The sequence below is a fragment of the Chryseobacterium sp. SNU WT5 genome, from assembly GCF_007362475.1.
In the GTDB taxonomy this organism is placed as follows: domain Bacteria; phylum Bacteroidota; class Bacteroidia; order Flavobacteriales; family Weeksellaceae; genus Kaistella.
The window spans coordinates 2,139,423-2,163,014 of the sequence record NZ_CP041687.1 but is presented as its reverse complement, the minus strand read 5'-3'; the positions used below and the strand labels follow the sequence as shown (position 1 = coordinate 2,163,014).

General features: G+C 35.8%; 24 protein-coding genes. 21 read left to right on the top strand and 3 right to left on the bottom strand.

Going from position 1 to position 23,592, the window contains the following annotated elements; genetic code table 11:
• The first annotated feature begins 5 nt into the window (after positions 1 to 5).
• From FNJ88_RS10230 to FNJ88_RS10210, 5 genes are all read left to right on the top strand, one after another.
• Complete coding sequence (locus FNJ88_RS10230; protein WP_143853021.1) at positions 6 to 1,319, top strand: ABC transporter permease; 1,314 nt, start codon at positions 6 to 8, stop codon at positions 1,317 to 1,319.
• Between the two features lie 426 nt (positions 1,320 to 1,745).
• Positions 1,746 to 1,904, top strand: coding sequence for a hypothetical protein (locus FNJ88_RS14330; protein ID WP_185145810.1), 159 nt, complete (start codon positions 1,746 to 1,748; stop codon positions 1,902 to 1,904).
• A 22-nt stretch (positions 1,905 to 1,926) separates the two neighbouring features.
• The gene (locus FNJ88_RS10220; protein ID WP_143853020.1) at positions 1,927 to 2,388 is read left to right on the top strand and encodes a hypothetical protein; all 462 of its coding nucleotides are present in this window, start codon (positions 1,927 to 1,929) and stop codon (positions 2,386 to 2,388) included.
• A gap of 346 nt (positions 2,389 to 2,734) precedes the next feature.
• Positions 2,735 to 3,250 (top strand): hypothetical protein, encoded by a 516-nt coding sequence (locus FNJ88_RS10215; RefSeq protein WP_228414520.1) that lies wholly within the window; start codon positions 2,735 to 2,737, stop codon positions 3,248 to 3,250.
• A gap of 5 nt (positions 3,251 to 3,255) precedes the next feature.
• Positions 3,256 to 3,624, top strand: coding sequence for a hypothetical protein (locus tag FNJ88_RS10210; protein ID WP_143853018.1), 369 nt, complete (start codon positions 3,256 to 3,258; stop codon positions 3,622 to 3,624).
• Positions 3,625 to 3,682: 58 nt separating this feature from the next.
• Here FNJ88_RS10210 and ltrA (FNJ88_RS10205) read toward each other — a convergent pair whose 3' ends face one another.
• Entirely contained in the window at positions 3,683 to 4,999 is a 1,317-nt protein-coding gene (gene ltrA, locus FNJ88_RS10205) for a group II intron reverse transcriptase/maturase (RefSeq protein ID WP_143853017.1), read from the bottom strand.
• A 648-nt stretch (positions 5,000 to 5,647) separates the two neighbouring features.
• Here ltrA (FNJ88_RS10205) and FNJ88_RS10200 point away from each other — a divergent pair.
• The 4 genes from FNJ88_RS10200 (at position 5,648) to FNJ88_RS10185 (ending at position 9,682) form a co-directional block, all read left to right on the top strand.
• Positions 5,648 to 6,604: a hypothetical protein gene (locus tag FNJ88_RS10200; protein WP_143853016.1), complete on the top strand. Its 957-nt coding sequence runs from the start codon at positions 5,648 to 5,650 to the stop codon at positions 6,602 to 6,604.
• 241 nt (positions 6,605 to 6,845) lie between these two features.
• A complete protein-coding gene (locus FNJ88_RS10195; RefSeq protein WP_143853015.1) occupies positions 6,846 to 7,706 on the top strand; it encodes a helix-turn-helix domain-containing protein in 861 nt (286 codons plus the stop codon).
• A 100-nt stretch (positions 7,707 to 7,806) separates the two neighbouring features.
• On the top strand, positions 7,807 to 8,100 hold the full coding sequence (locus FNJ88_RS10190; protein ID WP_073585164.1) for a putative quinol monooxygenase: 294 nt from the start codon (positions 7,807 to 7,809) through the stop codon (positions 8,098 to 8,100).
• Positions 8,101 to 8,689: 589 nt separating this feature from the next.
• On the top strand, positions 8,690 to 9,682 hold the full coding sequence (locus tag FNJ88_RS10185) for a hypothetical protein (protein WP_143853014.1): 993 nt from the start codon (positions 8,690 to 8,692) through the stop codon (positions 9,680 to 9,682).
• A gap of 60 nt (positions 9,683 to 9,742) precedes the next feature.
• Here the strand turns inward: FNJ88_RS10185 and ltrA (FNJ88_RS10180) are convergent, their stop codons facing one another.
• Positions 9,743 to 11,059 (bottom strand): group II intron reverse transcriptase/maturase, encoded by a 1,317-nt coding sequence (gene ltrA, locus FNJ88_RS10180; protein ID WP_143851356.1) that lies wholly within the window; start codon positions 11,057 to 11,059, stop codon positions 9,743 to 9,745.
• A 1,268-nt stretch (positions 11,060 to 12,327) separates the two neighbouring features.
• Between ltrA (FNJ88_RS10180) and FNJ88_RS10175 the strand changes: the two genes are divergently transcribed.
• Genes FNJ88_RS10175 through metQ form a run of 5 tightly spaced genes read left to right on the top strand, consistent with a single transcriptional unit; the run spans position 12,328 to position 16,311 of the window.
• Positions 12,328 to 13,335 (top strand): EamA family transporter, encoded by a 1,008-nt coding sequence (locus tag FNJ88_RS10175; RefSeq protein WP_143853013.1) that lies wholly within the window; start codon positions 12,328 to 12,330, stop codon positions 13,333 to 13,335.
• Between the two features lie 13 nt (positions 13,336 to 13,348).
• Positions 13,349 to 13,804: a DUF4395 domain-containing protein gene (locus tag FNJ88_RS10170; protein WP_143853012.1), complete on the top strand. Its 456-nt coding sequence runs from the start codon at positions 13,349 to 13,351 to the stop codon at positions 13,802 to 13,804.
• Positions 13,801 to 14,829 carry a methionine ABC transporter ATP-binding protein gene (locus tag FNJ88_RS10165; protein ID WP_143853011.1) on the top strand — a complete coding sequence of 343 codons (1,029 nt, stop codon included), beginning with the start codon at positions 13,801 to 13,803 and terminating at the stop codon, positions 14,827 to 14,829. The genes FNJ88_RS10170 and FNJ88_RS10165 overlap by 4 nt, the downstream gene beginning before the upstream one ends.
• A complete protein-coding gene (gene metI / locus FNJ88_RS10160; RefSeq protein ID WP_143853010.1) occupies positions 14,822 to 15,478 on the top strand; it encodes a methionine ABC transporter permease MetI in 657 nt (218 codons plus the stop codon). The genes FNJ88_RS10165 and metI overlap by 8 nt, the downstream gene beginning before the upstream one ends.
• Positions 15,479 to 15,501: 23 nt before the next feature.
• Positions 15,502 to 16,311, top strand: coding sequence for a methionine ABC transporter substrate-binding lipoprotein MetQ (metQ, locus tag FNJ88_RS10155; protein WP_143853009.1), 810 nt, complete (start codon positions 15,502 to 15,504; stop codon positions 16,309 to 16,311).
• Positions 16,312 to 16,719: 408 nt separating this feature from the next.
• Here the strand turns inward: metQ and ltrA (FNJ88_RS10150) are convergent, their stop codons facing one another.
• Positions 16,720 to 18,036 carry a group II intron reverse transcriptase/maturase gene (gene ltrA / locus FNJ88_RS10150; protein WP_143853008.1) on the bottom strand — a complete coding sequence of 439 codons (1,317 nt, stop codon included), beginning with the start codon at positions 18,034 to 18,036 and terminating at the stop codon, positions 16,720 to 16,722.
• 612 nt (positions 18,037 to 18,648) lie between these two features.
• Between ltrA (FNJ88_RS10150) and FNJ88_RS14325 the strand changes: the two genes are divergently transcribed.
• The 7 genes from FNJ88_RS14325 to FNJ88_RS10120 all read left to right on the top strand — a co-directional run bounded on the left by FNJ88_RS14325 (position 18,649) and on the right by FNJ88_RS10120 (position 23,548).
• The gene (locus tag FNJ88_RS14325) at positions 18,649 to 18,786 is read left to right on the top strand and encodes a hypothetical protein (protein ID WP_185145808.1); all 138 of its coding nucleotides are present in this window, start codon (positions 18,649 to 18,651) and stop codon (positions 18,784 to 18,786) included.
• 298 nt (positions 18,787 to 19,084) lie between these two features.
• Positions 19,085 to 19,501 carry an abortive infection family protein gene (locus FNJ88_RS14320; protein WP_185145807.1) on the top strand — a complete coding sequence of 139 codons (417 nt, stop codon included), beginning with the start codon at positions 19,085 to 19,087 and terminating at the stop codon, positions 19,499 to 19,501.
• A 323-nt stretch (positions 19,502 to 19,824) separates the two neighbouring features.
• Positions 19,825 to 20,397 (top strand): Crp/Fnr family transcriptional regulator, encoded by a 573-nt coding sequence (locus tag FNJ88_RS10140; RefSeq protein WP_143853006.1) that lies wholly within the window; start codon positions 19,825 to 19,827, stop codon positions 20,395 to 20,397.
• Positions 20,398 to 20,469: 72 nt separating this feature from the next.
• Entirely contained in the window at positions 20,470 to 20,958 is a 489-nt protein-coding gene (locus FNJ88_RS10135) for an SRPBCC domain-containing protein (protein ID WP_228414519.1), read from the top strand.
• A gap of 452 nt (positions 20,959 to 21,410) precedes the next feature.
• A complete protein-coding gene (locus FNJ88_RS10130; protein ID WP_185145806.1) occupies positions 21,411 to 21,929 on the top strand; it encodes a Crp/Fnr family transcriptional regulator in 519 nt (172 codons plus the stop codon).
• Positions 21,930 to 21,989: 60 nt separating this feature from the next.
• Positions 21,990 to 23,123 (top strand): FAD-dependent monooxygenase, encoded by a 1,134-nt coding sequence (locus tag FNJ88_RS10125; protein WP_143853004.1) that lies wholly within the window; start codon positions 21,990 to 21,992, stop codon positions 23,121 to 23,123.
• Positions 23,120 to 23,548: a DUF3995 domain-containing protein gene (locus tag FNJ88_RS10120; RefSeq protein WP_143853003.1), complete on the top strand. Its 429-nt coding sequence runs from the start codon at positions 23,120 to 23,122 to the stop codon at positions 23,546 to 23,548. The genes FNJ88_RS10125 and FNJ88_RS10120 overlap by 4 nt, the downstream gene beginning before the upstream one ends.
• The last annotated feature ends 44 nt before the right edge of the window (positions 23,549 to 23,592 follow it).

Below are 23,592 nucleotides of genomic sequence, written 5' to 3'. Positions count from 1 at the left end.
CATTCATGAAAAATATATTTCTGATTACTAAAAGAGAATATCTCACGCAGGTCAAGAAAAAATCTTTTGTTCTTCTAACGCTCCTGGCGCCAATTCTAATGATTGCGTTCGGCGCTGTTATTGCCTTTATGTTCAAAGCGAATGAAAGCTCGAGTACCTTTAACGTGGTTGATAAAAGTGGCCTTTTTGTAGGCAATTTAAAAAGCACAAAACAGGTAAAATACGTTTTTGTTCCTGCAGAAAATGAGAAATCTCTTACGGCAACTTTAAAAGAAATGGACGGTATTGAAGGTTTACTTGTAATTCCCAAATTGGACAATGAAAATTACGATGCCTTACAAAATAACGCCAAGCTGCTGATCAACAAAAAGATAGGATTTGATACGAAAACAAAAGTAGCGTCCGATCTTTCTAAAATCATTCGACAAGAAAAGATTAAAACACTGGGGATTTCAGAAGATCAGATGAGAAATCTAGATCAAAATTTCGAACTGAATACCCAGAATATTGTAGATAATAAAAGCTCAGACAGTGATTTGTCTTTTGGCGTAAAATCGGGTTTAGCCATGGTTTTAATGTACGCTGTTTTCATGTTTATCATCATCTACGGAGTTCGAGTGATGAGAAGTGTTTTAGAAGAGAAAAATAATCGTGTGGTAGAAATAATTATCTCGTCGGTGAAACCATTTGAGTTGATGATGGGCAAAATTCTTGGTGTAACTTTAGTGGCACTAACACAGTTTACAGTATGGATCACAATGGCAGTGGTAGGAGCGCTATTTCTAAACACGGGTTTTAGTGCGATGAAGGATCAGATCCCTGGTGGACAATCTACAGAAATGATCCAGAAATTCGATTTTAAACAAACTGCCGGAGAAATTTCTCATATCTTATTGGATATGAATGTTCCTGTAATTATCGGTGTTTTTATCGTTTTCTTTTTGCTCGGGTATGTGTTTTACAGTTCAATGTATGCCGCAATTGGTTCTGCCGTTGATAATGAAACTGAAACCCAACAGTTTACAATGTTTGCGATCATCCCCTTGATGTTGGGAATGTATGGAAGCTTCACCATAATGAATAATCCGGAGGGTCCTTTAGGATTCTGGCTGTCCATGATCCCATTTACTTCACCTGTGGCCATGATTGCAAGAATTCCTTTCGGAGTACCGCCATGGCAAATTTTCCTGTCCATTTTCCTTCTTTTACTATCAACTTTATTCATGGTTTACATCGCGGCGAAAGTTTACCGTGTTGGAATTTTAATGTATGGTAATAAAGCGACGGCCAAGGAGTTATGGAAGTGGATTAGAAGTTAGGCTAGATTAATAGGTGACTAAGTTATTTAATAAAAATTCCTTTCAATGATTTGAAGGGAATTTTTATTTCTCAAAAAAAAAATTCTATTCTTAATACAGCTTTCATCATTTACTAAAATCGGTCTTAGAAAAAGTGAAATAAACAAAAGAGGTTATCTGGCATTTTTGGGCTTACAGTTGCGACAACGATTTGTGTTATATTCAAGAATTAGTGGGACCTAACAGCGGCAGAGTAGCGGAAATTTACACCCATGTAAGCACCAAAAGTTTATAACACATCAAAAGTCCGTTTGATGATTTATAAAGAAAAAATATATATCTTAGTGATTAGAAATAAGTCTTACGAATATCAGACAAATACCTACCAAATACGTTGTATTTGTCTGACGAAGTAAGACATATAAACAAGTTGGGAAAAATCGCCCTTTGGGACGATTTTTCCCAACGGCCAGCTCGGCTTCGCCGACTGCCGGGAAACCATCGTTGCTTTCGCACGACGTTCTCCCAACAGTCGCCTTTGACGCATTCCGAAAAGAAGTTTACAACTTCTTTTCAGAACGACGACAAAGCCGAGCTGGCCGTTAGCAGAAATTTAATTAAAATTACCATGAATAGATTGACCTTTACATTATTGTTCTTAATCTTTAATTCTGTTCAAGCCCAATATATTGAAAATGGAACTTACGTTGGTTTTGAACAAAATCCATTCTGCTATTCAGATACATGTAATATAGATTATGGAAAAATCCATTTACAGAAAAATCAAGTGTATTATAAATTAACACTAAATATCACTCAAAATAAATCGATATTGAGTAAAATTCCTGTTATATATAAAAATAAAAGGAAGCTGGTCATTGACTCAACTAGAGGAGGTTATTACCTGTATGAAGTAGATCAGTACAATAATAAAATTTATTCAAAACTGAGAAAAGCAAAATATAATCGTAAAGCAGGTAGTGGAATACCGAGATATGTAGATGCTAATTATAGTTTTACAAAGACAAAAAATGGCATTTTGATTAGCAATGAAAGAAATAGGAACATACTCTTAAGAAAATTAAAATAAACTTCTGCTAACAGTGTATTTGCAAAAAACGGGGTTGAGTTTTTCCTTTGAAAATTTGGTTTTTAATATCCGCAAAAATGCTTTTCATATTTCAATTTTCAGTAATTTAGAAATCTGAAAAAGCATTTTGCTCCAGGCGGTTTTCCTTATCACTTTTTGGTTTGCAGTAGCCCGTTCTTCGCAAATACCTTTTCGTTGGCTGTAATTTTAAAACAAAACTTCGTAACCAATTACGGTTTCCCGTAATGAAGCACAGAATTTTAGTTTTACATTAGCCAAATAAATAATTAACTAATCAAAAAAACAGATGGTAAGAAAATTTTTCCTTATTTCAACATTGACAATTATGTCAGTTGCAACTTACGGGCAAGACGTAAAAAAAGAAGCTGAAAATGTAAAAACAAAAATGGACGTTTTTGCATCCAAAACAGGAAGCATAACAAAATTTGTAGACACAAAACTTCCAAATCTAAAAGCAACTTATGGTTCAGCTCAAACTAGAATTAGAAAAATCACAAATGGAACAACTTCCGCATTCTTTTATCAAATAGAAAAAGAAGGAAAATATAGTAGCAATACTGCTTCAATTGAATACAGTGATTTGACAGAAATTCTGAAAGCTTTGAAAGTTTTAAAAACCGATGTAGCAAATGATGTTTCTGCAAATCCTGACTATATGGAAAATAAATTTGTTACTGTTGATGGTTTTCAAGTTGGTTATTTTATAAGTGGCGGAAAAGCCAGTTGGTACATAAAACTTGAAAAATATGGTTCAGATAACACCTTATTTATTGACAACGGAGATACTATTGAAACCGCTTTTACAGATGCAAAAAATAAAATAGACGAACTTAAAAAATAAACAAAATGAAGAAATTATTACTTTCTGCAGTAATTCTTGTTTGTAGCTTAACAATGAAAGCTCAAACTGTAAATGACACTCCACTAAAAGACATTGATGTTGAATACGTACAAATTGTTGGAACTTCCAAACTTTTAAGTACCAAATTAACCATCGAAATTGACTTTGGACAAAAAACAAAATTCTTTTCTTCTGGTAAAGAAACGATTGTAAAAGATTTTGACGGAAAAGCTGTCGATTTTAATTCAATGATTGACGCTTTGAATTTTATGTCGAAAAATGGCTACGAATTTGTAAATGCCTATGCAATTTCGGTTGGAAATCAAAATGTTTATCATTACTTATTGAGAAACAAAAAACACAAAACCGAATAAAAAAAACTACAGCCAATCGAGTAGACGGCTCCGCTCATAATCTAACGGAGTACGCCTCTCACACCACCGTACGTACGGGTCTCGTATACGGCGGTTCGTATCTTGATGGGTTAAGTGATAGATGAAGTTCTAACATGGCGATGTATGCACGTTTCTTTAGCCTTGAAATAGTGATTGTTGTTCCTAAAATAGGACTTTGTGCGACTGCCCATCCTCCTTTCCGAGTTCGGCTATATGCATACGCAAGGCTTTGGTCGATTCCTAATCGAATGAGGTTTTTCCTCTTCCGTTCGGGCTTCTTCCAATCATGCCAAATGCAATACCGCAGTCGGTTTCTCAGCCATCCGTCAAAGTTGAGGAGTTTTCCTTTGATACTTGTTCCTCGAAAATAGTTTAACCATCCACGCTGAACTTCGTTAATCTTTTGGATGCGCTCATCAAAACTTATCGGAGCGGTTTTTCGAGTGAGGGATTTTAGTCGCTCTTTCAATCGTGTCCACGCTTTCTTACCTACTACCAATTGGTATTTTCCCTTGTCCCCTTTCTTATATGTAGATTCGAATCCGAATCCCAGTAGTTCAAATTGTACTGGCTTTCTAACTCCACTTTTCTCACCATTAATAGTGAGTTTGAGTTTCGTTTTCAAGTACTTCTCTATGGCTTTTAGCGTTGCAGTTGCGTGGCTTTTATACTGGGTATAAATACTAAAATCATCTGCGTAGCGCACAAATCGAAGTTTACGTTTTGTCAATTCTTTATCCAACTCATTGAGCAGGATATTCGACAACAACGGACTTAAAGGTGAACCTTGCGGAACTCCTTTTCTTCGTTTGTGTAATTGACCATTGATTAGAATTGGAGCTCGTAACCATTTGCGGATTAAGCGCATGGTTATTGGGCATTTTACCTTTCGATAAAGTAAGTTAAGAAGGATGCAGTGGTCTACTTCATCAAAGAAGGTCTTTAGATCAATATCTACAATAAATGGATAACCTTCATGGATATGCTCCAACGCTTTACCAACTGCTTGGCGGGCGTTTTTGTTGGGTCTGAATCCATAACTGTGAACACTAAATTCCTTCTCGTAATGTGGCATCAAAACTTGTGATACCGCTTGTTGTAACACTCTATCGGTTACTGCTGGTATTCCTAAAAGTCGGGTTTTACCATTTCCTTTAGGAATCTCTACTCCAAGAATGGGTTGAGGAAGATAACACCTCTCTTTTATGGAAGAATAAAGTCGTGTTTTCTCTTTCCGAAGATAATCAGATAGTTCTTGCACGTTCATTCCGTCCACGCCAGCGCTGCCTTTATTCGCAATTACTTGCTCTAAGGCTCGTTGCATGTTGCGAGGATGTAATACTCTTTCAATCATTCTTGTTCTTTTACTTTAACCTGTTCCGCTTTCCCAAGGCTATTCCGTTTAACGGGAATTCCATTGTGAATTAAGAACCAAAATACGTTCAGTCCTTCCTTGGGTTGTGAGTCCTCCGATTTATTCATCGGCTCGTTGCTCCTAAGTACTATGACCTCTGCTGACTTCTTCGTTTTGCCAACTCGTGGCTACGAAGATCTCCCCAGGTAATGGCATCTTCTTTCACTCAATTCCTGCCGTATCTACATTTATGCACTTTTGTAATCTTAGGGCGTTACAATGATGTGCTTGCTTACCCATGCATAAATGCCTCCTATACGGTTCCTGTTCGTCAGTACCGAGTTTTGTAGTCTCGCTTCCTTCAGATGTAACCTCACGGTTACCACCCTTGCGACTTACTAATGGTTCAAGGCGTTACCCTCGCCCATAAGGGACTTGCACCCTCTAGATTAATTTCCTACTTTCGTAAGAGAAAGATGCCCATGCTGGGCACACACATCGTATTGGCAATAGGCGGGCTGAACGGCTTCGTATCAACGGAAGTGCAAAATTCAACTTCCGTTCTTCGATTGAAGTTCAGTGCTAAAAATCCCGCCCATCGCCAATACGCGGCACGTTGTGCGATATTTTGACCGAAAAAACCGAAAAATGAAAAACATATTAATTTTTGCTCTAATTTTTAATTTTTTATCTTGTAAAGCACAAGAATTTGAAAAAATATATGTTTCAAAAACAGATAATTCCGAACTGTACATTAATGATGAAAATTCTACAGAATTATTTTATTATAAATATTTACCAAAAATTAGTATCAAAGGCGTTTTAGTTATTATTCCTTCTGGTGGAGAACTCGTTGAAAATACATTAAAACAAATAACTCTTCAAAAAATAGCAGTTGAAAAAGGAATTATAGTAATTGTTCCATCAATAAATTGGGGAACAGATAATCGAGAAGCAGAATTCAAATTACTTGATAAAATTTTCAGTGAAATTGTAGGAAAGCATAAAGTATCGAAAGATAAATTTATAATCGGTGGACTTTCAAGTGGCGCAATGATTTCATTAACTTACGCTGAAAAGGCAACTAAAAATCCCGAAAAGTTTTTTCTAATACCAAAAGGGGTTTTTGCATTAGACGCACCTTTAGACCAAGCAAGATTTTATAAATATTGCGAAAGAGAAATCGAAAGAAATATTTATAAACCTGCGGTAGATGAAGCAAAATGGATGAAGAATAATTGGGACAGTATTTATGGAGGATCACCAGAAAAATTTCCAGAAAAATATATAGAAAATTCTATTTATTCTTATGGAGCAAAAGATGGCGGAAACGCAACGTATTTAAAAAAAATGCCTCTTTTAATGTTTACTGATTTAGATACAGATTGGTTAATTAATCAAAGGCATCGTGACTTAAATGATTGGAATGGAATTGATATAATCTCAATGATAAACCAATTAAGAATAATGGGAAATGAAAACGCTAGAGTAATCGTTAGTCAAGGAAAAGGAGTTAGATTAGACGGAACTATAAACCCACATTCTTGGTCAATTATGGATTCTGAAGTTTGCCTGAATTGGATAATTGAAACATTTGAAAAATAAAAAACATCGCACAACAGCGGCTTTGCAAGATTGCGAATTTTGTAGTTAATTCACGTTTTCGTTTCGCAAGAAATTTTATCTTAGCCGAAAATACTCGGTTACGAAGTTCGCAACCTCGCAAAGCCTCAAAACGTTGTGTGCAAGGCTAAACGACCTATTCATCCAAACTTTAGCAAACAATTTTTGAAATAGAAATGTAATATATTTACAATGCCAAAATGTTTTTTAAAACAACACTATCATGGACATTACAAATTTGCCAGAAGATTTATTTGAAAATAACTACACGGACACTTCAGACCTGCAAATTGCTAACTACGAGGCGTATAAACTTGTTTCCAAAAATAAGATTAACCTAAACAAAAATGTATTCAGTTTTTTGTTGGACGGACAAAAGGACATTCACTTTTCTAATGACATCGTTTCGATCGATGATACACAATCCTTGCTTCTTGCATCGGGGAATTTTTTAACAACAGAAATTGTAGGGGCAAATAGTTATAGTTGCCTACTCTTTTTCTTTTCTCAAAAAAACATTAATGATTTTTTATTGAAATATGGGCATTTATTTAACCCAAATGACTTAAATAAATCAGCGGCCAGTAGTCCCTATTTCCTTATGGAAAAAGACAATTTTATTATCCATTTTATTAATTCTATTCAACAAATTTATGGTTTGAATCAAACAATCTCTCAAAAGATTCTGGAATTGAAATTTGAAGAAATTATGCTGTATCTGGCTGATAAGTATGGGCAAAGTTTTTTTGTTTATCTACATTCATTATTAATCAATGAAAGAGAATTATCTTTTAAAATGGTCATTGAAAAAAATCTGTACACGAGTTTGAATATTGACGAGGTCGCTTTTCTGTGCAATATGAGTCTGTCTACTTTTAAGCGGAAATTTTTACAATTATATCAAGAGTCTCCAGGAAAATGGTTTCAACTAAAACGGCTCAACAAAGCCAAAAAATTATTGCTTAATAATGAAGCAAACCCATCAGAAATCTATATGGACTTTGGTTATGATAGCTTATCAAATTTTAGCACAGCCTTTAAAAATGAATTTGGTTACAGTCCAAAAAACATGATGAAAACTTGACCTTTTTTCATAAGTTTTTGAACTAAATAAAAAAGCACCACAAGTTTAAAGGTGCTACATTTGTTAAAACAAAATTGGTTTAATTTAAAAATAAAAAGACATGAAAAAATTAGGATTATTAGTTCGACTAGAAGCAAAAGCAGGAAAAGAAAAAAATGTTGAAGAGTTTATTACAAGTGCATTGCCACTTGCTAATGAAGAAGCGGGTACTATTACATGGTATGCGTTCCGTATTGACGCTTCTACATTTGGCATTTTTGACACTTTTTCAGATGAAGAGGGCAGAGAAGCACATCTTGGTGGTAAGATTGCAAAGGCGTTAATGGAAAATGCACCTGAATTGTTGGCTACTGCACCATCTATTGAGAAATTGGATGTTTTAGCGGCTAAATAAATACACCACAATTATTATAAAATGGCTGCCTGTCAAAGTTCTGTAAAGGAATTTGGACAGGTTGCCTTTGTTTACAAAACAGCTTGATAATAAATTAAGCTTAGACTGACGAAGAAACCCAGCACACAATAACTAAGCTTTAGCTGCGCTCTGTTCACTTCGTTCGGGTCGTTTTGTCTGCAAGAAATGAATTGATAAATCACCGAGACCTTTAAAAAATAAAAATTACGAAGTAAAGCCTGTTGAACGGAAGCTTCAGAGACCTTTAAACACCATATTTATAACCTTATGGAGTTGTCGTTTTTAGAATAGAGATCATCAAAGCAGTTTTTGAGAAGGACTGCTTTTTTTGTGGCTTTTGACAGCCTTTAAGAGTGGTCTAAAAAGACGGAGTTATTTAAGATATAATTACGTCTCCAGGAAAAATTTAATTACAATTGCGGAAAACAATAGTCGGAAAAAACATATCTTAGTGATTAGAAATAAGTCTTACCAATATCAGACAAATACCTACCAAATACGTTGTATTTGTCTAACGGAGTAAGACATATAAACGAGTTAGCGGTCAGGCTAAAAAACGACACAGACAATGAAATGTGAAAGTTGCAACATAAGAGAAATTGAAGTTGAAGAACTTGCGGACGAAGGACAAAATCCTTTTCGTTTGTGTTTGCCTTGTCACGACAGACTATTAAACAAAGCATTAAGACCTTTAGAGTTTTTTAACTTAACTGCAATTCACGGACACGGTTACTATTTACACGATGACTTTTACGATTACGACACAGGAGAAGCTACACAATCGGACATTGAAGTAATTGACGCTGAAAAATTTCCATTTCCAAGCTTTGAACAAATCAGAAATGATTTAAACAGACTTATTGACTTTTCATTTGTTCAGTATTTCACGGACGATTTTGTTATCAACGAGCTTCAAGAGTTCGACAAATTGGAAGTTCTTAAAAGACTTAAAGAAAAGGTAGATTATAATCGAGCTATCAATTACAAAGCCTATGAAATTGCTGGGAAGGTAGTTGGTAAAACAGCAGAAGAATGGATAAAGAAAGAATGGATTAACAGACGAGAAAATGAACTTCAAATATTTGCAGAACCAATAGCAAAGTGTTTGGATTTTGACGAAGCATTTAAAATTCTAACAATTGAACTAGAAAGCGGAGACGATAAATTTTTATCCGAAAATGTTTCCGCACTTCTCTATTTCAAAAGCGACCAGACACTTGACTGGATTGAAAAAGTTAGTAAAAGAATAAAAAATATTTCTTCTAGCTGGGGACAACTTGCCGCAAGTTCGCAGTTCACTTGGAACAGAGCAAACAAGTGGTTGACACTTGGACGACCTTTGAGTTTGATAGCACTTGACAGTTTAATTTATTGCACAACAATAGGCGAAAGATTAAACCAATCACTTTGGTTACGACAATTAAACCCAAGACTTATTGATAATCCAAGACCTGAAATCATTGCTAACAGACTTCGTGAATATTTACTTGTTGACAGTGTACCGAGAACAAAAAATGCAGTAGAAACAATCGTTGACAATGTATTTGAGACAACTAAATAAAGAAGCCCGAACCGCTAATCGAGTAGACGGCTCCGCTCATAATCGAACGGAGTACGCCTCTCACACCACCGTACGTACGGGTCTCGTATACGGCGGTTCGTATCTTGATGGGTTAAGTGATAGATGAAGTTCTAACATGGCGATGTATGCACGTTTCTTTAGCCTTGAAATAGTGATTGTTGTTCCTAAAATAGGACTTTGTGCGACTGCCCATCCTCCTTTCCGAGTTCGGCTATATGCATACGCAAGGCTTTGGTCGATTCCTAATCGAATGAGGTTTTTCCTCTTCCGTTCGGGCTTCTTCCAATCATGCCAAATGCAATACCGCAGTCGGTTTCTCAGCCATCCGTCAAAGCTGAGGAGTTTTCCTTTGATACTTGTTCCTCGAAAATAGTTTAACCATCCACGCTGAACTTCGTTAATCTTTTGGATACGCTCATCAAAACTTATCGGAGCGGTTTTTCGGGTGAGGGATTTTAGTCGCTCTTTCAATCGTGTCCACGCTTTCTTACCTACTACCAATTGGTATTTTCCCTTGTCCCCTTTCTTATATGTAGATTCGAATCCGAATCCCAGTAGTTCAAATTGTACTGGCTTTCTAACTCCACTTTTCTCACCATTAATAGTGAGTTTGAGTTTCGTTTTCAAGTACTTCTCTATGGCTTTTAGCGTTGCAGTTGCGTGGCTTTTATACTGGGTATAAATACTAAAATCATCTGCGTAGCGCACAAATCGAAGTTTACGTTTTGTCAATTCTTTATCCAACTCATTGAGCAGGATATTCGACAATAACGGACTTAAAGGCGAACCTTGCGGAACTCCTTTTCTTCGTTTGTGTAATTGACCATTGATTAGAATTGGAGCTCGTAACCATTTGCGGATTAAGCGCATGGTTATTGGGCATTTTACCTTTCGATAAAGTAAGTTAAGAAGGATGCAGTGGTCTACTTCATCAAAGAAGGTCTTTAGATCAATATCTACAATAAATGGATAACCTTCATGGATATGCTCCAACGCTTTACCAACTGCTTGGCGGGCGTTTTTGTTGGGTCTGAATCCATAACTGTGAACACTAAATTCATTCTCATAGTGTGGCATCAGAACTTGTGACACCGCTTGTTGTAACACTCTATCGGTTACTGTTGGTATTCCTAAAAGTCGGGTTTTACCATTTCCTTTAGGAATCTCTACTCCAAGAATGGGTTGAGGAAGATAACACCTCTCTTTTATGGAAGAATAAAGTCGTGTTTTCTCTTTCCGAAGATAATCAGATAGTTCTTGCACGTTCATTCCGTCCACGCCAGCGCTGCCTTTATTCGCAATTACTTGCTCTAAGGCTCGTTGCATGTTGCGAGGATGTAATACTCTTTCAATCATTCTTGTTCTTTTACTTTAACCTGTTCCGCTTTCCCAAGGCTATTCCGTTTAACGGGAATTCCATTGTGAATTAAGAACCAAAATACGTTCAGTCCTTCCTTGGGTTGTGAGTCCTCCGATTTATTCATCGGCTCGTTGCTCCTAAGTACTATGACCTCTGCTGACTTCTTCGTTTTGCCAACTCGTGGCTACGAAGATCTCCCCAGGTAATGGCATCTTCTTTCACTCAATTCCTGCCGTATCTACATTTATGCACTTTTGTAATCTTAGGGCGTTACAATGATGTGCTTGCTTACCCATGCATAAATGCCTCCTATACGGTTCCTGTTCGTCAGTACCGAGTTTTGTAGTCTCGCTTCCTTCAGATGTAACCTCACGGTTACCACCCTTGCGACTTACTAATGGTTCAAGGCGTTACCCTCGCCCATAAGGGACTTGCACCCTCTAGATTAATTTCCTACTTTCGTAAGAGAAAGATGCCCATGCTGGGCACACACATCAGCTATACGCAAGCAGGGGTTTCGTGCTTCGTAGGACAGGAAAGTGGTATATTTGAAGTTCAGTTCTTCGTAGGAAGTACAGTGGTAAAATACCCTGCCTGCGTATAGCTGAGAACCGTTATCGATAATGGTAGGACGATCCTGCTAAACATCAACATTCGGACTGACAAACGAGCGACAGACAATTTTCTCGCAAAGTTGTTTGGTTGTTTTTCGCGAAATCAAAAAAAGTGCTTGCGACCGAAGCCAAGCCACGACCCAAAAACGGACTTCTCAATCGTACGTTTTCATTGAGGCATAAAAAAATATCTACCAAGTTTATTGCGTAATAAAAATAAGTGCTATATTTGCACCCTTGTATCAAACAACAAGAACTGAATTAAGAAAAATATGAACAGTAATTTTATCAAATACAGCAACATAAACAAGACTTCAAAGATGATGTCTTACTGTAAGTGTATGTCGTCAGATGTAGGTTGTATTGGGTAAAATCAAAGAGATTAAATAAAATAATTTGAAAAATCCACCGATACAACTCGGTGGATTTTTTTTGTTTAAAACAGTTTAAAAATGCAAACAGAAGTAAAAAATAAGACAATGAAGAATAGTAAGGATATGAATAAAATGATGATGTGCTACCGTATGAAAATGCAACGGTGTTGTCGTATATAAACCTTAATTTAAATCTTTTATAAAAGGCGTTACGACACATCGTAACGCCTTTTTTATTTTCACAACAATAGTAATAACAATTAAAAAAATAAAACAATGAGTAAAAATAAAAACAAAAATTGGTTTGTGCCTGTGGCATTCGCCAACATATACATCATTTGGGGCTTGACATTTATAGCCATTTCATTTGGTTTAAGTGGCTTTCCGCCTTTCATTCTTTCGGGTTTACGATTTCTTGCTGCAGGTTTACTGCTGATCGGATACTTGCGAACAAAAGGCGAAAAAGCCGATTCTCTTGTAAATTGGCGAAAAAATGCCATTACAGGAATACTCATTCTCACAAGCGGAACAGGACTTGTCGGTTGGGCCGAACAGTATGTAACCGCTCCCGAAGCTGCCATTGTCTTAGCAACAGGACCTATTTGGTTTATCGCTATTGATAAAAAAAACTGGAAAAAATATTTTTCCGACAAATGGATACCGATAGGTCTTATTATCGGGTTTGTAGGATTGATTTTGTTTTTGGGTGGAAGTATTTCGGGCAACAACAGCCATCATACCGCATCTTCATCTATCAAGATTGTTGCTTTTGTGGTTTTAGGATTGAGTTCCGTTGCGTGGGTTTTGGGTTCACTATACTCTAAAAACAACGCTGCAAGTCATTCTAACTTTATGAATATTGCTCAACAGCTTATTACGGCAGGAATTGCTTCGTTTTTGATTGCGCTGTTCAGAGGCGAATGGAGCGAATTTTCTTTTACAACCGTTCCTACTTCCGCTTGGTTAGGTTTGTTGTTTTTGATTTTCTTCGGCTCACTTGTCGCTTACATTTCTTATATATGGTTGCTTTCCGTAAAAGACGCTGCTTTGGTAAGCACACATACTTACATCAATCCTATTGTTGCAGTTATTGCAGGTTGGTTTATTTCAAACGAAGTGATCAACGGCAATCAGTTGATTGGTTTGTTTATCATTTTGTTTGGTGTGTTGCTCACTAACGTAACCACTTATTTCAAACTGTCTAATCGCAAAAAAGTACAGATTAGAAGAAACGTCAGGGTTTTGGTAAGTATTGGCCAACCCTATAAATATAGTTCACTTTAAAATTTCAATTAGTATGACCAAAAAAGACATTTCAAAATACCAAACAGACGAAAACGTTACCCGGCTGATAGCATTTCAAGTAATCACTATTTTGCTTTTGGTGTTTTTCAACATTAGCACGTTTTTGATATTTATTTTAACGGCAGATTTTGCCATTCGTGCATTTACTTTTCTGCCTTCGCCATTGACATTTGTTGCTAAATTAGTGGTTAATCTTTTTAGGCTAAAACCCAAACCCATTTTTGCAGCACCTAAAAAATTTGCGGCAGCAGTAGGCTTTGTGTTTTCGCTTTCAATTACAGTTTTGTTGTTGCTGAACCTTACAAAAGTGGCATATATAGTAAGCGTCACATTGATTCTTTTTGCCCTTTTGGAAGCGGTTTTTAAAATCTGTGTTGGATGTTATGTATATAATTGGTTGCTGGCACCGATAGCAGGTAAACAAAACGCTAAAACTAAAAATCTATGATAGTCATTAAAAATATTTCGAAAATATTTCGCCAAAAACAGCAGCATTTCAAGGCACTTGATAGTGTAAATCTGACAGCCGAACAAGGTGATATTGTCGGAATAATAGGAAGTTCGGGAGCAGGAAAAAGTACTTTAATTAGATGCCTCAACCTACTTGAACGACCTGATAGCGGACAGGTTATTATAAACGGAAAAGATTTAACGAAATTAAGCAATAGGGAATTGTCGAAAGAGCGAAAAAAAATAGGAATGATTTTCCAACATTTCAATCTACTTTCATCAAGAACCGTTTTTGACAATGTGGCTTTACCATTGGAATTGGATAATGCAAGCAAAACAGAAATCAGCAAAAAAGTAAATGAACTTTTGAAAATTGTAGGGCTGGAAGACAAAGTAAACAGCTATCCAAAAAGTCTTTCAGGAGGACAAAAACAACGAGTAGCCATTGCAAGATCTTTGGCAAATGACCCTTATCTGTTGTTGTGTGATGAAGCCACAAGTGCCCTTGACCCTGCCACAACGCATTCTATTTTACAGCTGTTGAAAGACATCAACCAACGGTTAGGCATTACAATTTTGCTTATTACCCACGAAATGGACGTAATAAAAGCAATCTGCAACCACGTTGCCGTAATAGACAAAGGAAAACTGATTGCAAAAGGAACGTTGGAAGATATTATTTATGATAAAGAACATCCGATTATTAAACAATTTACTATTTCAAAAACAATGAATCTACCACAATCATTAAGCAGTAAGTTACAGCAACAACCAGCAGCAGGATTATTTCCTTTGCTGGAAATAGAGCTGAATGGCAACATTCCGTTTGAGAAATTACTATCGGTACTTTATAGCGATTACAGCATTCCGTACAAAATCATAACGGCAGATGTAGAATATTTAAGTAAAGCAAGTTTTGGGAAATTATTGCTTCATCTGCAAGGGAGTTTAGAAGAAAATACACAAGCCATTCAGTATTTCAATCAAAACAACATTCAAAATACCATAAGAGGCTATGCTTGATCAAACTACTATTTCATTATTGCTTAAAGGACTTTGGGAAACTGTTTTTATGACTTTAACATCGGGCTTTTTCGGGTTTGTAATTGGACTTCCTTTAGGGATAATTTTGTTTCTTACCCAAAAAGACCAACTGCTAGAAAACCGTTTTTATAACCGCATTTTATCAGTTTTTGTAAATGTGTTTCGTTCCATTCCTTTTATCATTTTAATTGTGTGGCTCATTCCGTTCACACGAGCATTGATAGGTACTTCCATTGGTGTGTACGCGGCACTTGTGCCGTTGAGTATTGGTGCAGCACCGTTCATAGCGCGCTTAGTAGAAAACAGTTTACTTGAAGTACCAAACGGATTAATAGAAACAGCAAGAGCTCTGGGTGCAAGTCCATTACAAGTCATCAAAAAAGTATTGCTTCCCGAAGCGCTACCTTCACTTATCAATAATGCAACCATTACATTGATCACCTTAGTGGGATATTCCGCAATGGGCGGTGCGGTGGGTGCAGGCGGATTAGGACAAATCGGTTATCAATACGGTTATGTCGGTTACAATCCGTTTATTATGAATACGGTTTTACTTTTGCTGATAGCATTGGTATTCGTTATTCAGTTTTCGGGCGATAAACTTTCAAAAAAAATCAATCACAGATAAAACAAATAAAACAGATGAAACAGATGAAAAAAATAGGATTTTTAAGTGTAATTACTGCAGGTTTGCTATTGCTTAACTCTTGCGGAAATTCAAGAGAAAACGACCCGAATTATATCAGAGTTGGCATTACTTCGGGCTTAGAACAACAGATAGCCGAAGCAGCAAAAAAGGAAGCAAAAGAAAAATACAACTTAGTTGTGGAATTGGTTGTGTTCAACGATTATGTAATTCCGAACGAAGCCCTGAACAATGGCGAAATTGATGTAAACGCTTTTCAACACGTTCCATATTTAGAGGAACAATCCAAACAAAGAGGATACAAACTAGCGGTTGTTGGCAATACATTTGTTTACCCGATTGTGGCGTATTCCAAGAAAATTAAAAACATTTCCGAACTGCAAAACGGCAGCACGATTGTCATTCCCAACGACCCTACCAATGGCGGACGTTCATTATTGTTATTGCAAAAAAATGGCTTGTTGAAACTAAAAAAAAGCATTGGGCTTTTACCGAAAGTTACCGACATTCTTGAAAATCCGAAGCAGTTAAAAATTATGGAAATAGAAGCACCACAATTGCCAACAGTACTGGACGACAAACAAGTAACCATTGCCATTATCAACAACAATTTTGCGGCACAAGCAGGATTAAACGCTGAGGAATACGGTATTTTGAAAGAAGATAAACAATCGCCTTATGTAAATGTAATTGTGTCAAGAAAAAACAATAAAGATTCGGAAAAAGTAAAAAACTTCGTGAAAGCGTATCAATCGGAAGCCGTTGAAAAGGCAGTTGAAAAATTATTTAAAGGCGGTGCGGTAAAAGGTTGGTAACACCAAACAAACCAATTTAATAATGATAAAGAAAATTGTAAGCAATACTGTTGCAACCGAGTTTTTTTGATGTGCGGTTTCAGCACTGGGCTTTCCAACCATAATAGTTATTGTATACTTTTAACTGAATAACTTCCGTTTTGGGTTTTGACGAAGCAGAATTTGCCTTGTTATTTCCCATTTTTGGATTTGCAGGGCTGTACCGGAACTACAACTAACATTTCAAGTAAACGGAGCGTGACATTGGTAACGGAAACGTATTATGACAGAAAAAGTGCAGACAGAACACTACAAGACAAAACCGGATTAGCCAACACATCAATAAGACATGAAAAACGACACGACCGACAGAACCACTATCGATAATCGAGTAGACGGCTCCGCTCATAATCGAACGGAGTACGCCTCTCACACCACCGTACGTACGGGTCTCGTATACGGCGGTTCGTATCTTGATGGGTTAAGTGATAGATGAAGTTCTAACATGGCGATGTATGCACGTTTCTTTAGCCTTGAAATAGTGATTGTTGTTCCTAAAATAGGACTTTGTGCGACTGCCCATCCTCCTTTCCGAGTTCGGCTATATGCATACGCAAGGCTTTGGTCGATTCCTAATCGAATGAGGTTTTTCCTCTTCCGTTCGGGCTTCTTCCAATCATGCCAAATGCAATACCGCAGTCGGTTTCTCAGCCATCCGTCAAAGTTGAGGAGTTTTCCTTTGATACTTGTTCCTCGAAAATAGTTTAACCATCCACGCTGAACTTCGTTAATCTTTTGGATACGCTCATCAAAACTTATCGGAGCGGTTTTTCGGGTGAGGGATTTTAGTCGCTCTTTCAATCGTGTCCACGCTTTCTTACCTACTACCAATTGGTATTTTCCCTTGTCCCCTTTCTTATATGTAGATTCGAATCCGAATCCCAGTAGTTCAAATTGTACTGGCTTTCTAACTCCACTTTTCTCACCATTAATAGTGAGTTTGAGTTTCGTTTTCAAGTACTTCTCTATGGCTTTTAGCGTTGCAGTTGCGTGGCTTTTATACTGGGTATAAATACTAAAATCATCTGCGTAGCGCACAAATCGAAGTTTACGTTTTGTCAATTCTTTATCCAACTCATTGAGCAGGATATTCGACAACAACGGACTTAAAGGTGAACCTTGCGGAACTCCTTTTCTTCGTTTGTGTAATTGACCATTGATTAGAATTGGAGCTCGTAACCATTTGCGGATTAAGCGCATGGTTATTGGGCATTTTACCTTTCGATAAAGTAAGTTAAGAAGGATGCAGTGGTCTACTTCATCAAAGAAGGTCTTTAGATCAATATCTACAATAAATGGATAACCTTCATGGATATGCTCCAACGCTTTACCAACTGCTTGGCGGGCGTTTTTGTTGGGTCTGAATCCATAACTGTGAACACTAAATTCATTCTCATAGTGTGGCATCAGAACTTGTGATACCGCTTGTTGTAACACTCTATCGGTTACTGTAGGTATTCCTAAAAGTCGGGTTTTACCGTTTCCTTTAGAAATCTCTACTCCAAGAATGGGTTGAGGAAGATAACACCTCTCTTTTATGGAAGAATAAAGTCGTGTTTTCTCTTTCCGAAGATAATCAGATAGTTCTTGCACGTTCATTCCGTCTACGCCAGCGCTGCCTTTATTCGCAATTACTTGCTCTAAGGCTCGTTGCATGTTGCGAGGATGTAATACTCTTTCAATCATTCTTGTTCTTTTACTTTAACCTGTTCCGCTTTCCCAAGGCTATTCCCTTTAACGGGAATTCCATTGTGAATTAAGAACCAAAATACGTTCAGTCCTTCCTTGGGTTGTGAGTCCTCCGATTTATTCATCGGCTCGTTGCTCCTAAGTACTATGACCTCTGCTGACTTCTTCGTTTTGCCAACTCGTGGCTACGAAGATCTCCCCAGGTAATGGCATCTTCTTTCACTCAATTCCTGCCGTATCTACATTTATGCACTTTTGTAATCTTAGGGCGTTACAATGATGTGCTTGCTTACCCATGCATAAATGCCTCCTATACGGTTCCTGTTCGTCAGTACCGAGTTTTGTAGTCTCGCTTCCTTCAGATGTAACCTCACGGTTACCACCCTTGCGACTTACTAATGGTTCAAGGCGTTACCCTCGCCCATAAGGGACTTGCACCCTCTAGATTAATTTCCTACTTTCGTAAGAGAAAGATGCCCATGCTGGGCACACACAAGATATTTCTACAAGCGGGTATGAAGTTTTCATTGAAGATTTTAGCGCTTAATTCAGTTTTTAGCAAATAGAAAGTTTTTGTATTTTTAGCCCGCCTGCAGAAATACCCGGACGTTGTACGACATTTTAAAAAATTACGATTCGAAAGTGAAGATTTCAAATAAAATAACAGAACAGATCGGGAAACTGATTGCAGGAGACACAGGTTCTGCACCTTATTTAACTGGTCCAAAACTGGTGGATTTTTTATAACGAATGCGGATTTGATGACGTTTATGGAGAAGGTTTTCCTTCGAGGTGGAGATATTCAACTGACAAAATTGTAGAAAGTAACGGAACGCAACGACTAAAAAATATTTTAGAAGATTTCGTCGACCCGAGAAGATATGGAGGTGACGAGCAAATTATAGACAAAATAGTAAATGAATTTAATCAATTAATAAAATATGATGGATTTGCTTTAATTAAAAGGGGAGAAATCTATAAAGTTGCTGACATACAAGGAAACTTTATTAATCCTGAAACTATTTCAACAATAGGACACGAATTCGTGAATGAACAAATTGAAAAATGTCAACAAAAAATTGCGTCGGATGACTTCAATGGTGCAATTACTAATGCAAGAACTTTATGTGAAGCAATTCTGATTCATATAATTGAAACAATTGATAACGGTCATATTAAAAACGACGGAAATCTTATCAATCTATGGTCAAAAGCAAAAAAAGTGTTAAAACTTGATCTAAAAAAAGCCGAAATACCAGATTTTGTATTTCAAATTTTATCAGGACTTGACACAACAATAAATGGACTTGCAGGATTAAGTAATAATGCAGGTGACAGACACGCAAATAAATTTAACACTAAACGACATCACGCTAAACTTGCAGTAAACTCAACAATGACATTATGCGACTTTTTAATCGACGTATTAAATGAGAGAAAGAAAAACAAGCTAAATAACTAAGCTTTCGTTTTGTCTGAAAGATAAAAACTGAAAGCCAGTCGAACGGAACCTTCGATAGCTTTTCACCAGCATGTCTGTACCCCTTTTTTTGAAATTAGATACACAAAGCAGTTTTTAGAAGGACTGCATTTTTGTTATTAGAGCCTTTTCCAGAAAACTAGAAAAGACCATTTGATTGCGGGCTATTCCAATGATGTGTTGCATTACTAAATATACGAATTTACTCCCGTATCATTGAAATAATTTAGCTACTTTTGAAAGTAATAAACAGAGGTTTTTTCACAGACTGACGTTAGCGGTAATGTTGCGAGACACCACGAAATATGACAGAACTTGAACAATACATAAAATCATACTTTGGAGTAGTCAATACTGACGACTTGAAAACAATAGTTTCATTATTCAAATTGACAACTATTAAAAAGAATGATTTTTTATTAAAAAATGGAAAACGTTGCGACAAATTAAGTTTTGTTCAATCAGGACTTTTAAGAATGTTTATCACAACAGATGACAAAGAAATAACACAATGGATTTCGACAAAGGGTTATTTTTCGACAGATTTATCAAGTTTTGTATTTGAGACACCTTCTCGTTTATCAATCCAGGCATTAGTTGACACTGAAGTTTTTACTATTTCAAAGGAAGATTATAAATTAATTAGCGAATTAGTTCCAAAATGGCACGAATTGGAAAAATTATTTATTGTACGTTGCTTTATAATTTTAGAAGAAAGAATTTTTAGTCATTTATCGATGACAGCGGCAGAAAGATATGAATACTTCTTTGAAAATAACCGAGAACTTTTTAACCAAGTTCCTTTGCAATACATTGCTTCAATGATTGGAATGACACCCGAAACATTCAGTAGAATTAGGAAAAGGCAACTATTATAATTTCTTGATTTTTGTCAAGAGCAAAATACTTGTTCTGTTAGACCTTTGTATCGTAATTCAAAAACGAAACAAATGAAATACTTAACAACAATTATTTTAATCACATTTTTAAAAGTAACAGCAATGGCAAAAGAAATCAAAACAGAAATTCTAATTAATGCAACACCTGAAAAAGTTTGGGCAATTCTTACAAACTTTGAAAATTATCCGAATTGGAACCCATTTATAAAATCAATAAAAGGAGAAGTGAAAGTTGGAAATAAAATCACGGCAAGAATTGAACCACCAGAAGCAGAAGGAATGACTTTTAAACCAAAAGTTTTGACCTATGAAATTAACAAAGAATTAAAATGGCGTGGACATTTATTGTTTGCGGGACTTTTTGACGGTGAACATAAATTTGAACTTATCGACAACGGAAATGGTACAACAACATTTATACAAAGTGAAAAATTTAAAGGAATTCTTGTTCCACTTTTCAAAAAACAACTTGACAACAATACAAAAAAAGGATTTGAAGAAATGAATAAAAAATTGAAAGAAATAGCTGAACAGAAATAAACACTACCGCTAATAACTAAGCTTTCGTTTTGTCTGCAAGCCAAGAAATGAAAGCCCGTTGAACGGAAGCTCCGGTAGCTTTTCAATAGCGTTATGGTCTTTTATGGAGTTGTCGTTTTTAGAATAGAGATCATCAAAGCAGTTTTTGAGAAGGACTGCTTTTTTTATGGCGTATGGTAGCCTTTAGAAGTGGTCTAAAAAGACGAAGTTATTTAAGATATTTAACGCTTTCAGGAAAAATTTAATTACAATTGCGGAAAACAATAGTCGGAAAAAACATATCTTAGTGATTAGAAATAAGTCTTACGAATATCAGACAAATACCTACCAAATACGTTGTATTTGTCTAACGGAGTAAGACATATAAACGAGTTAGCAGAAATTTTATGGACAACCCATTTTATAATAAATTACAAAGACTACTTGAAATTGAGAACCCCGCATTTAACGAGTTGTATTCATTATTAAAATTTAAGGAAATAAAGAAAAATGATTTTGTGTTAAGGGAAAACGATACGTGTAAATTTATAGGATTATTGGAAGAAGGCTCAATGAGGACATTTTATGTAAATGAAAATGGAGAAGATGTGAGTTTCCTGTTTCATTTTAATCAACAAATTGAAGATATTGTTTTTACAGATTATGAGGGTTTTCTATTGGGTACAAAATCAAAACTAAATATTCAAGCACTTGAAAATTCTAAAGTGTATTTCATTGATAAGGATGATTGGAATAACTTATTTAATAAAAACGCATTTTGGCTGTATTTTTCAAAAAAGATGACTGAAAAAGTCTATTTGTCTGCTAAAAAAAGAGTAGAGGATTTACTTTATTATTCTCCCGAAAATAGATATTTAAAACTTTTAAAAGAAAATCCTCAAATATTCCAAAAGATACCACAAAAGTATATAGCAAGCTATCTGGGAATCACTCCCCAGTCATTAAGTAGAATTCGAAACCGAATTAATTAACTTAAGCGAACGTTTCTTCAAATCTCGTTCTATAATTTTACATTATAAAACAGAATAGCAATGACAGAAACAATAAACATAATTGGAGCAGGAATTGGAGGTTTAACAACCGCTTTGATAGCAAAACAAAGAGGAATAAATGTGAATATTTTTGAAAGCTCGACAGAAATAAAACCAGTTGGTGCGGGAATTATTTTGGCAAATAATGCAATGCAAGTTTTTCAAAAATTAGGACTTCAAGAAAAAATTGAAAAAGTGGGAAATAGGATTTCCTATATAAAAATTACTGATGAACAACTTAAAAATATTTCAGTATCTGAGTTATCTGAATTCGAAAAAAAGTATGGTGTTCATAATATTGCTATTCATAGAGGAGAATTACAAAAAATTTTAGTTGACGAAATTGGCTATGACCATATATATCTTTCCAAACGATTAACTCAAATTGAGAAGACTGAATTTTTGAAGCTAACTTTTGAAGACCATTCTACTTTTGTAGGTAAAGTTGTGATTGGTGCAGACGGCATAAAGTCTGTAGTTAGAAATCAATTATTTGCAGAAAGCTCATTACGAAATGCAGACCAAATATGTTGGAGAGGCATTTGTGAAATTGATTTACCTCAAAAATATCATAACGAATTGAATGAAGCCTGGGGAAAAGGTAAACGCTTTGGATTTGTAAAAATCAGTGATAGAAAAGTATATTGGTATGCCTTGGCAAACTCAAAAAATGTAAAAGTAAACGATATAAGCTTGACAAAATTTTATGACGAATTTCATATTGATATTTTAAATATTATTTCGGCTACTCAAAAAGAACAAATAATTGTAAGCGACATTTTTGACTTAAAGCCTATTGATAAATGGCAAAAAGATAATGTTTGTTTAATTGGAGATGCGGCTCACGCTACCACACCAAATTTAGGGCAAGGGGCTTGTCAAGCCATTGAAGATGCTTATGTGTTGGGAAAACTTCTTGATAAAGGTCTAAGCATAGAAAAAGCTATTTCAGAATATGAAAGCCTAAGACGAAAAAAGGCACATATGATTGTAAACACAAGTTGGACATTCGGAAAAATTGCACACATAGAAAATAATTTTGGAGTTTGGTTGCGTAATTTGACAATTAGGAATATGCCTAAATCAGTAAACAAAAAACAACTAAATGCAATCTTTAATCTAAACCAAATATGACAACAATAATTGCCATTACATTAATTTTAATTTTCTTGTTTATCTCTTCCATTCACTTTTATTGGGTATTTGGAGGAAAATGGGGAAGCGATGCTGTATTGCCAACAAAAGAAGATAACAATACAAAGACATTAAATCCCACTATTATAGCAACATTAATTGTTGCGTTTGGCTTATTGGGTTTTGGACTTTTTATTTTCGTAATGTCGGGACTGATAACTTTTGACACTCCTCAATGGCTTTCTAAATATGGACTTTGGATAATTGCAGGTATTTTTACTTTGAGAGCAATTGGAGATTTTAATTATGTTGGTTTTTTCAAGAGAATAAAACAAACAAAATTTAGCAAAAATGACACGAAATATTTTTCACCATTATGCTTGATAATTGGAATATTGACAATAATTTTAGAACTGACAAAATAAAAAACTTCTGCTAATCGAGTAGACGGCTCCGCTCATAATCTAAC

Coding starts and splice junctions, on each gene's coding strand:
- FNJ88_RS10230 (WP_143853021.1), top strand. CDS start 6: ATGAAAAATATATTTCTGATTACTAAAAGAGAATATCTCACGCAGGTC.
- FNJ88_RS10220 (WP_143853020.1), top strand. CDS start 1,927: ATGAATAGATTGACCTTTACATTATTGTTCTTAATCTTTAATTCTGTT.
- FNJ88_RS10215 (WP_228414520.1), top strand. CDS start 2,735: ATGTCAGTTGCAACTTACGGGCAAGACGTAAAAAAAGAAGCTGAAAAT.
- FNJ88_RS10210 (WP_143853018.1), top strand. CDS start 3,256: ATGAAGAAATTATTACTTTCTGCAGTAATTCTTGTTTGTAGCTTAACA.
- ltrA (WP_143853017.1), bottom strand. CDS start 4,999: ATGATTGAAAGAGTATTACATCCTCGCAACATGCAACGAGCCTTAGAG.
- FNJ88_RS10200 (WP_143853016.1), top strand. CDS start 5,648: ATGAAAAACATATTAATTTTTGCTCTAATTTTTAATTTTTTATCTTGT.
- FNJ88_RS10195 (WP_143853015.1), top strand. CDS start 6,846: ATGGACATTACAAATTTGCCAGAAGATTTATTTGAAAATAACTACACG.
- FNJ88_RS10190 (WP_073585164.1), top strand. CDS start 7,807: ATGAAAAAATTAGGATTATTAGTTCGACTAGAAGCAAAAGCAGGAAAA.
- FNJ88_RS10185 (WP_143853014.1), top strand. CDS start 8,690: ATGAAATGTGAAAGTTGCAACATAAGAGAAATTGAAGTTGAAGAACTT.
- ltrA (WP_143851356.1), bottom strand. CDS start 11,059: ATGATTGAAAGAGTATTACATCCTCGCAACATGCAACGAGCCTTAGAG.
- FNJ88_RS10175 (WP_143853013.1), top strand. CDS start 12,328: ATGAGTAAAAATAAAAACAAAAATTGGTTTGTGCCTGTGGCATTCGCC.
- FNJ88_RS10170 (WP_143853012.1), top strand. CDS start 13,349: ATGACCAAAAAAGACATTTCAAAATACCAAACAGACGAAAACGTTACC.
- FNJ88_RS10165 (WP_143853011.1), top strand. CDS start 13,801: ATGATAGTCATTAAAAATATTTCGAAAATATTTCGCCAAAAACAGCAG.
- metI (WP_143853010.1), top strand. CDS start 14,822: ATGCTTGATCAAACTACTATTTCATTATTGCTTAAAGGACTTTGGGAA.
- metQ (WP_143853009.1), top strand. CDS start 15,502: ATGAAAAAAATAGGATTTTTAAGTGTAATTACTGCAGGTTTGCTATTG.
- ltrA (WP_143853008.1), bottom strand. CDS start 18,036: ATGATTGAAAGAGTATTACATCCTCGCAACATGCAACGAGCCTTAGAG.
- FNJ88_RS10140 (WP_143853006.1), top strand. CDS start 19,825: ATGACAGAACTTGAACAATACATAAAATCATACTTTGGAGTAGTCAAT.
- FNJ88_RS10135 (WP_228414519.1), top strand. CDS start 20,470: ATGAAATACTTAACAACAATTATTTTAATCACATTTTTAAAAGTAACA.
- FNJ88_RS10125 (WP_143853004.1), top strand. CDS start 21,990: ATGACAGAAACAATAAACATAATTGGAGCAGGAATTGGAGGTTTAACA.
- FNJ88_RS10120 (WP_143853003.1), top strand. CDS start 23,120: ATGACAACAATAATTGCCATTACATTAATTTTAATTTTCTTGTTTATC.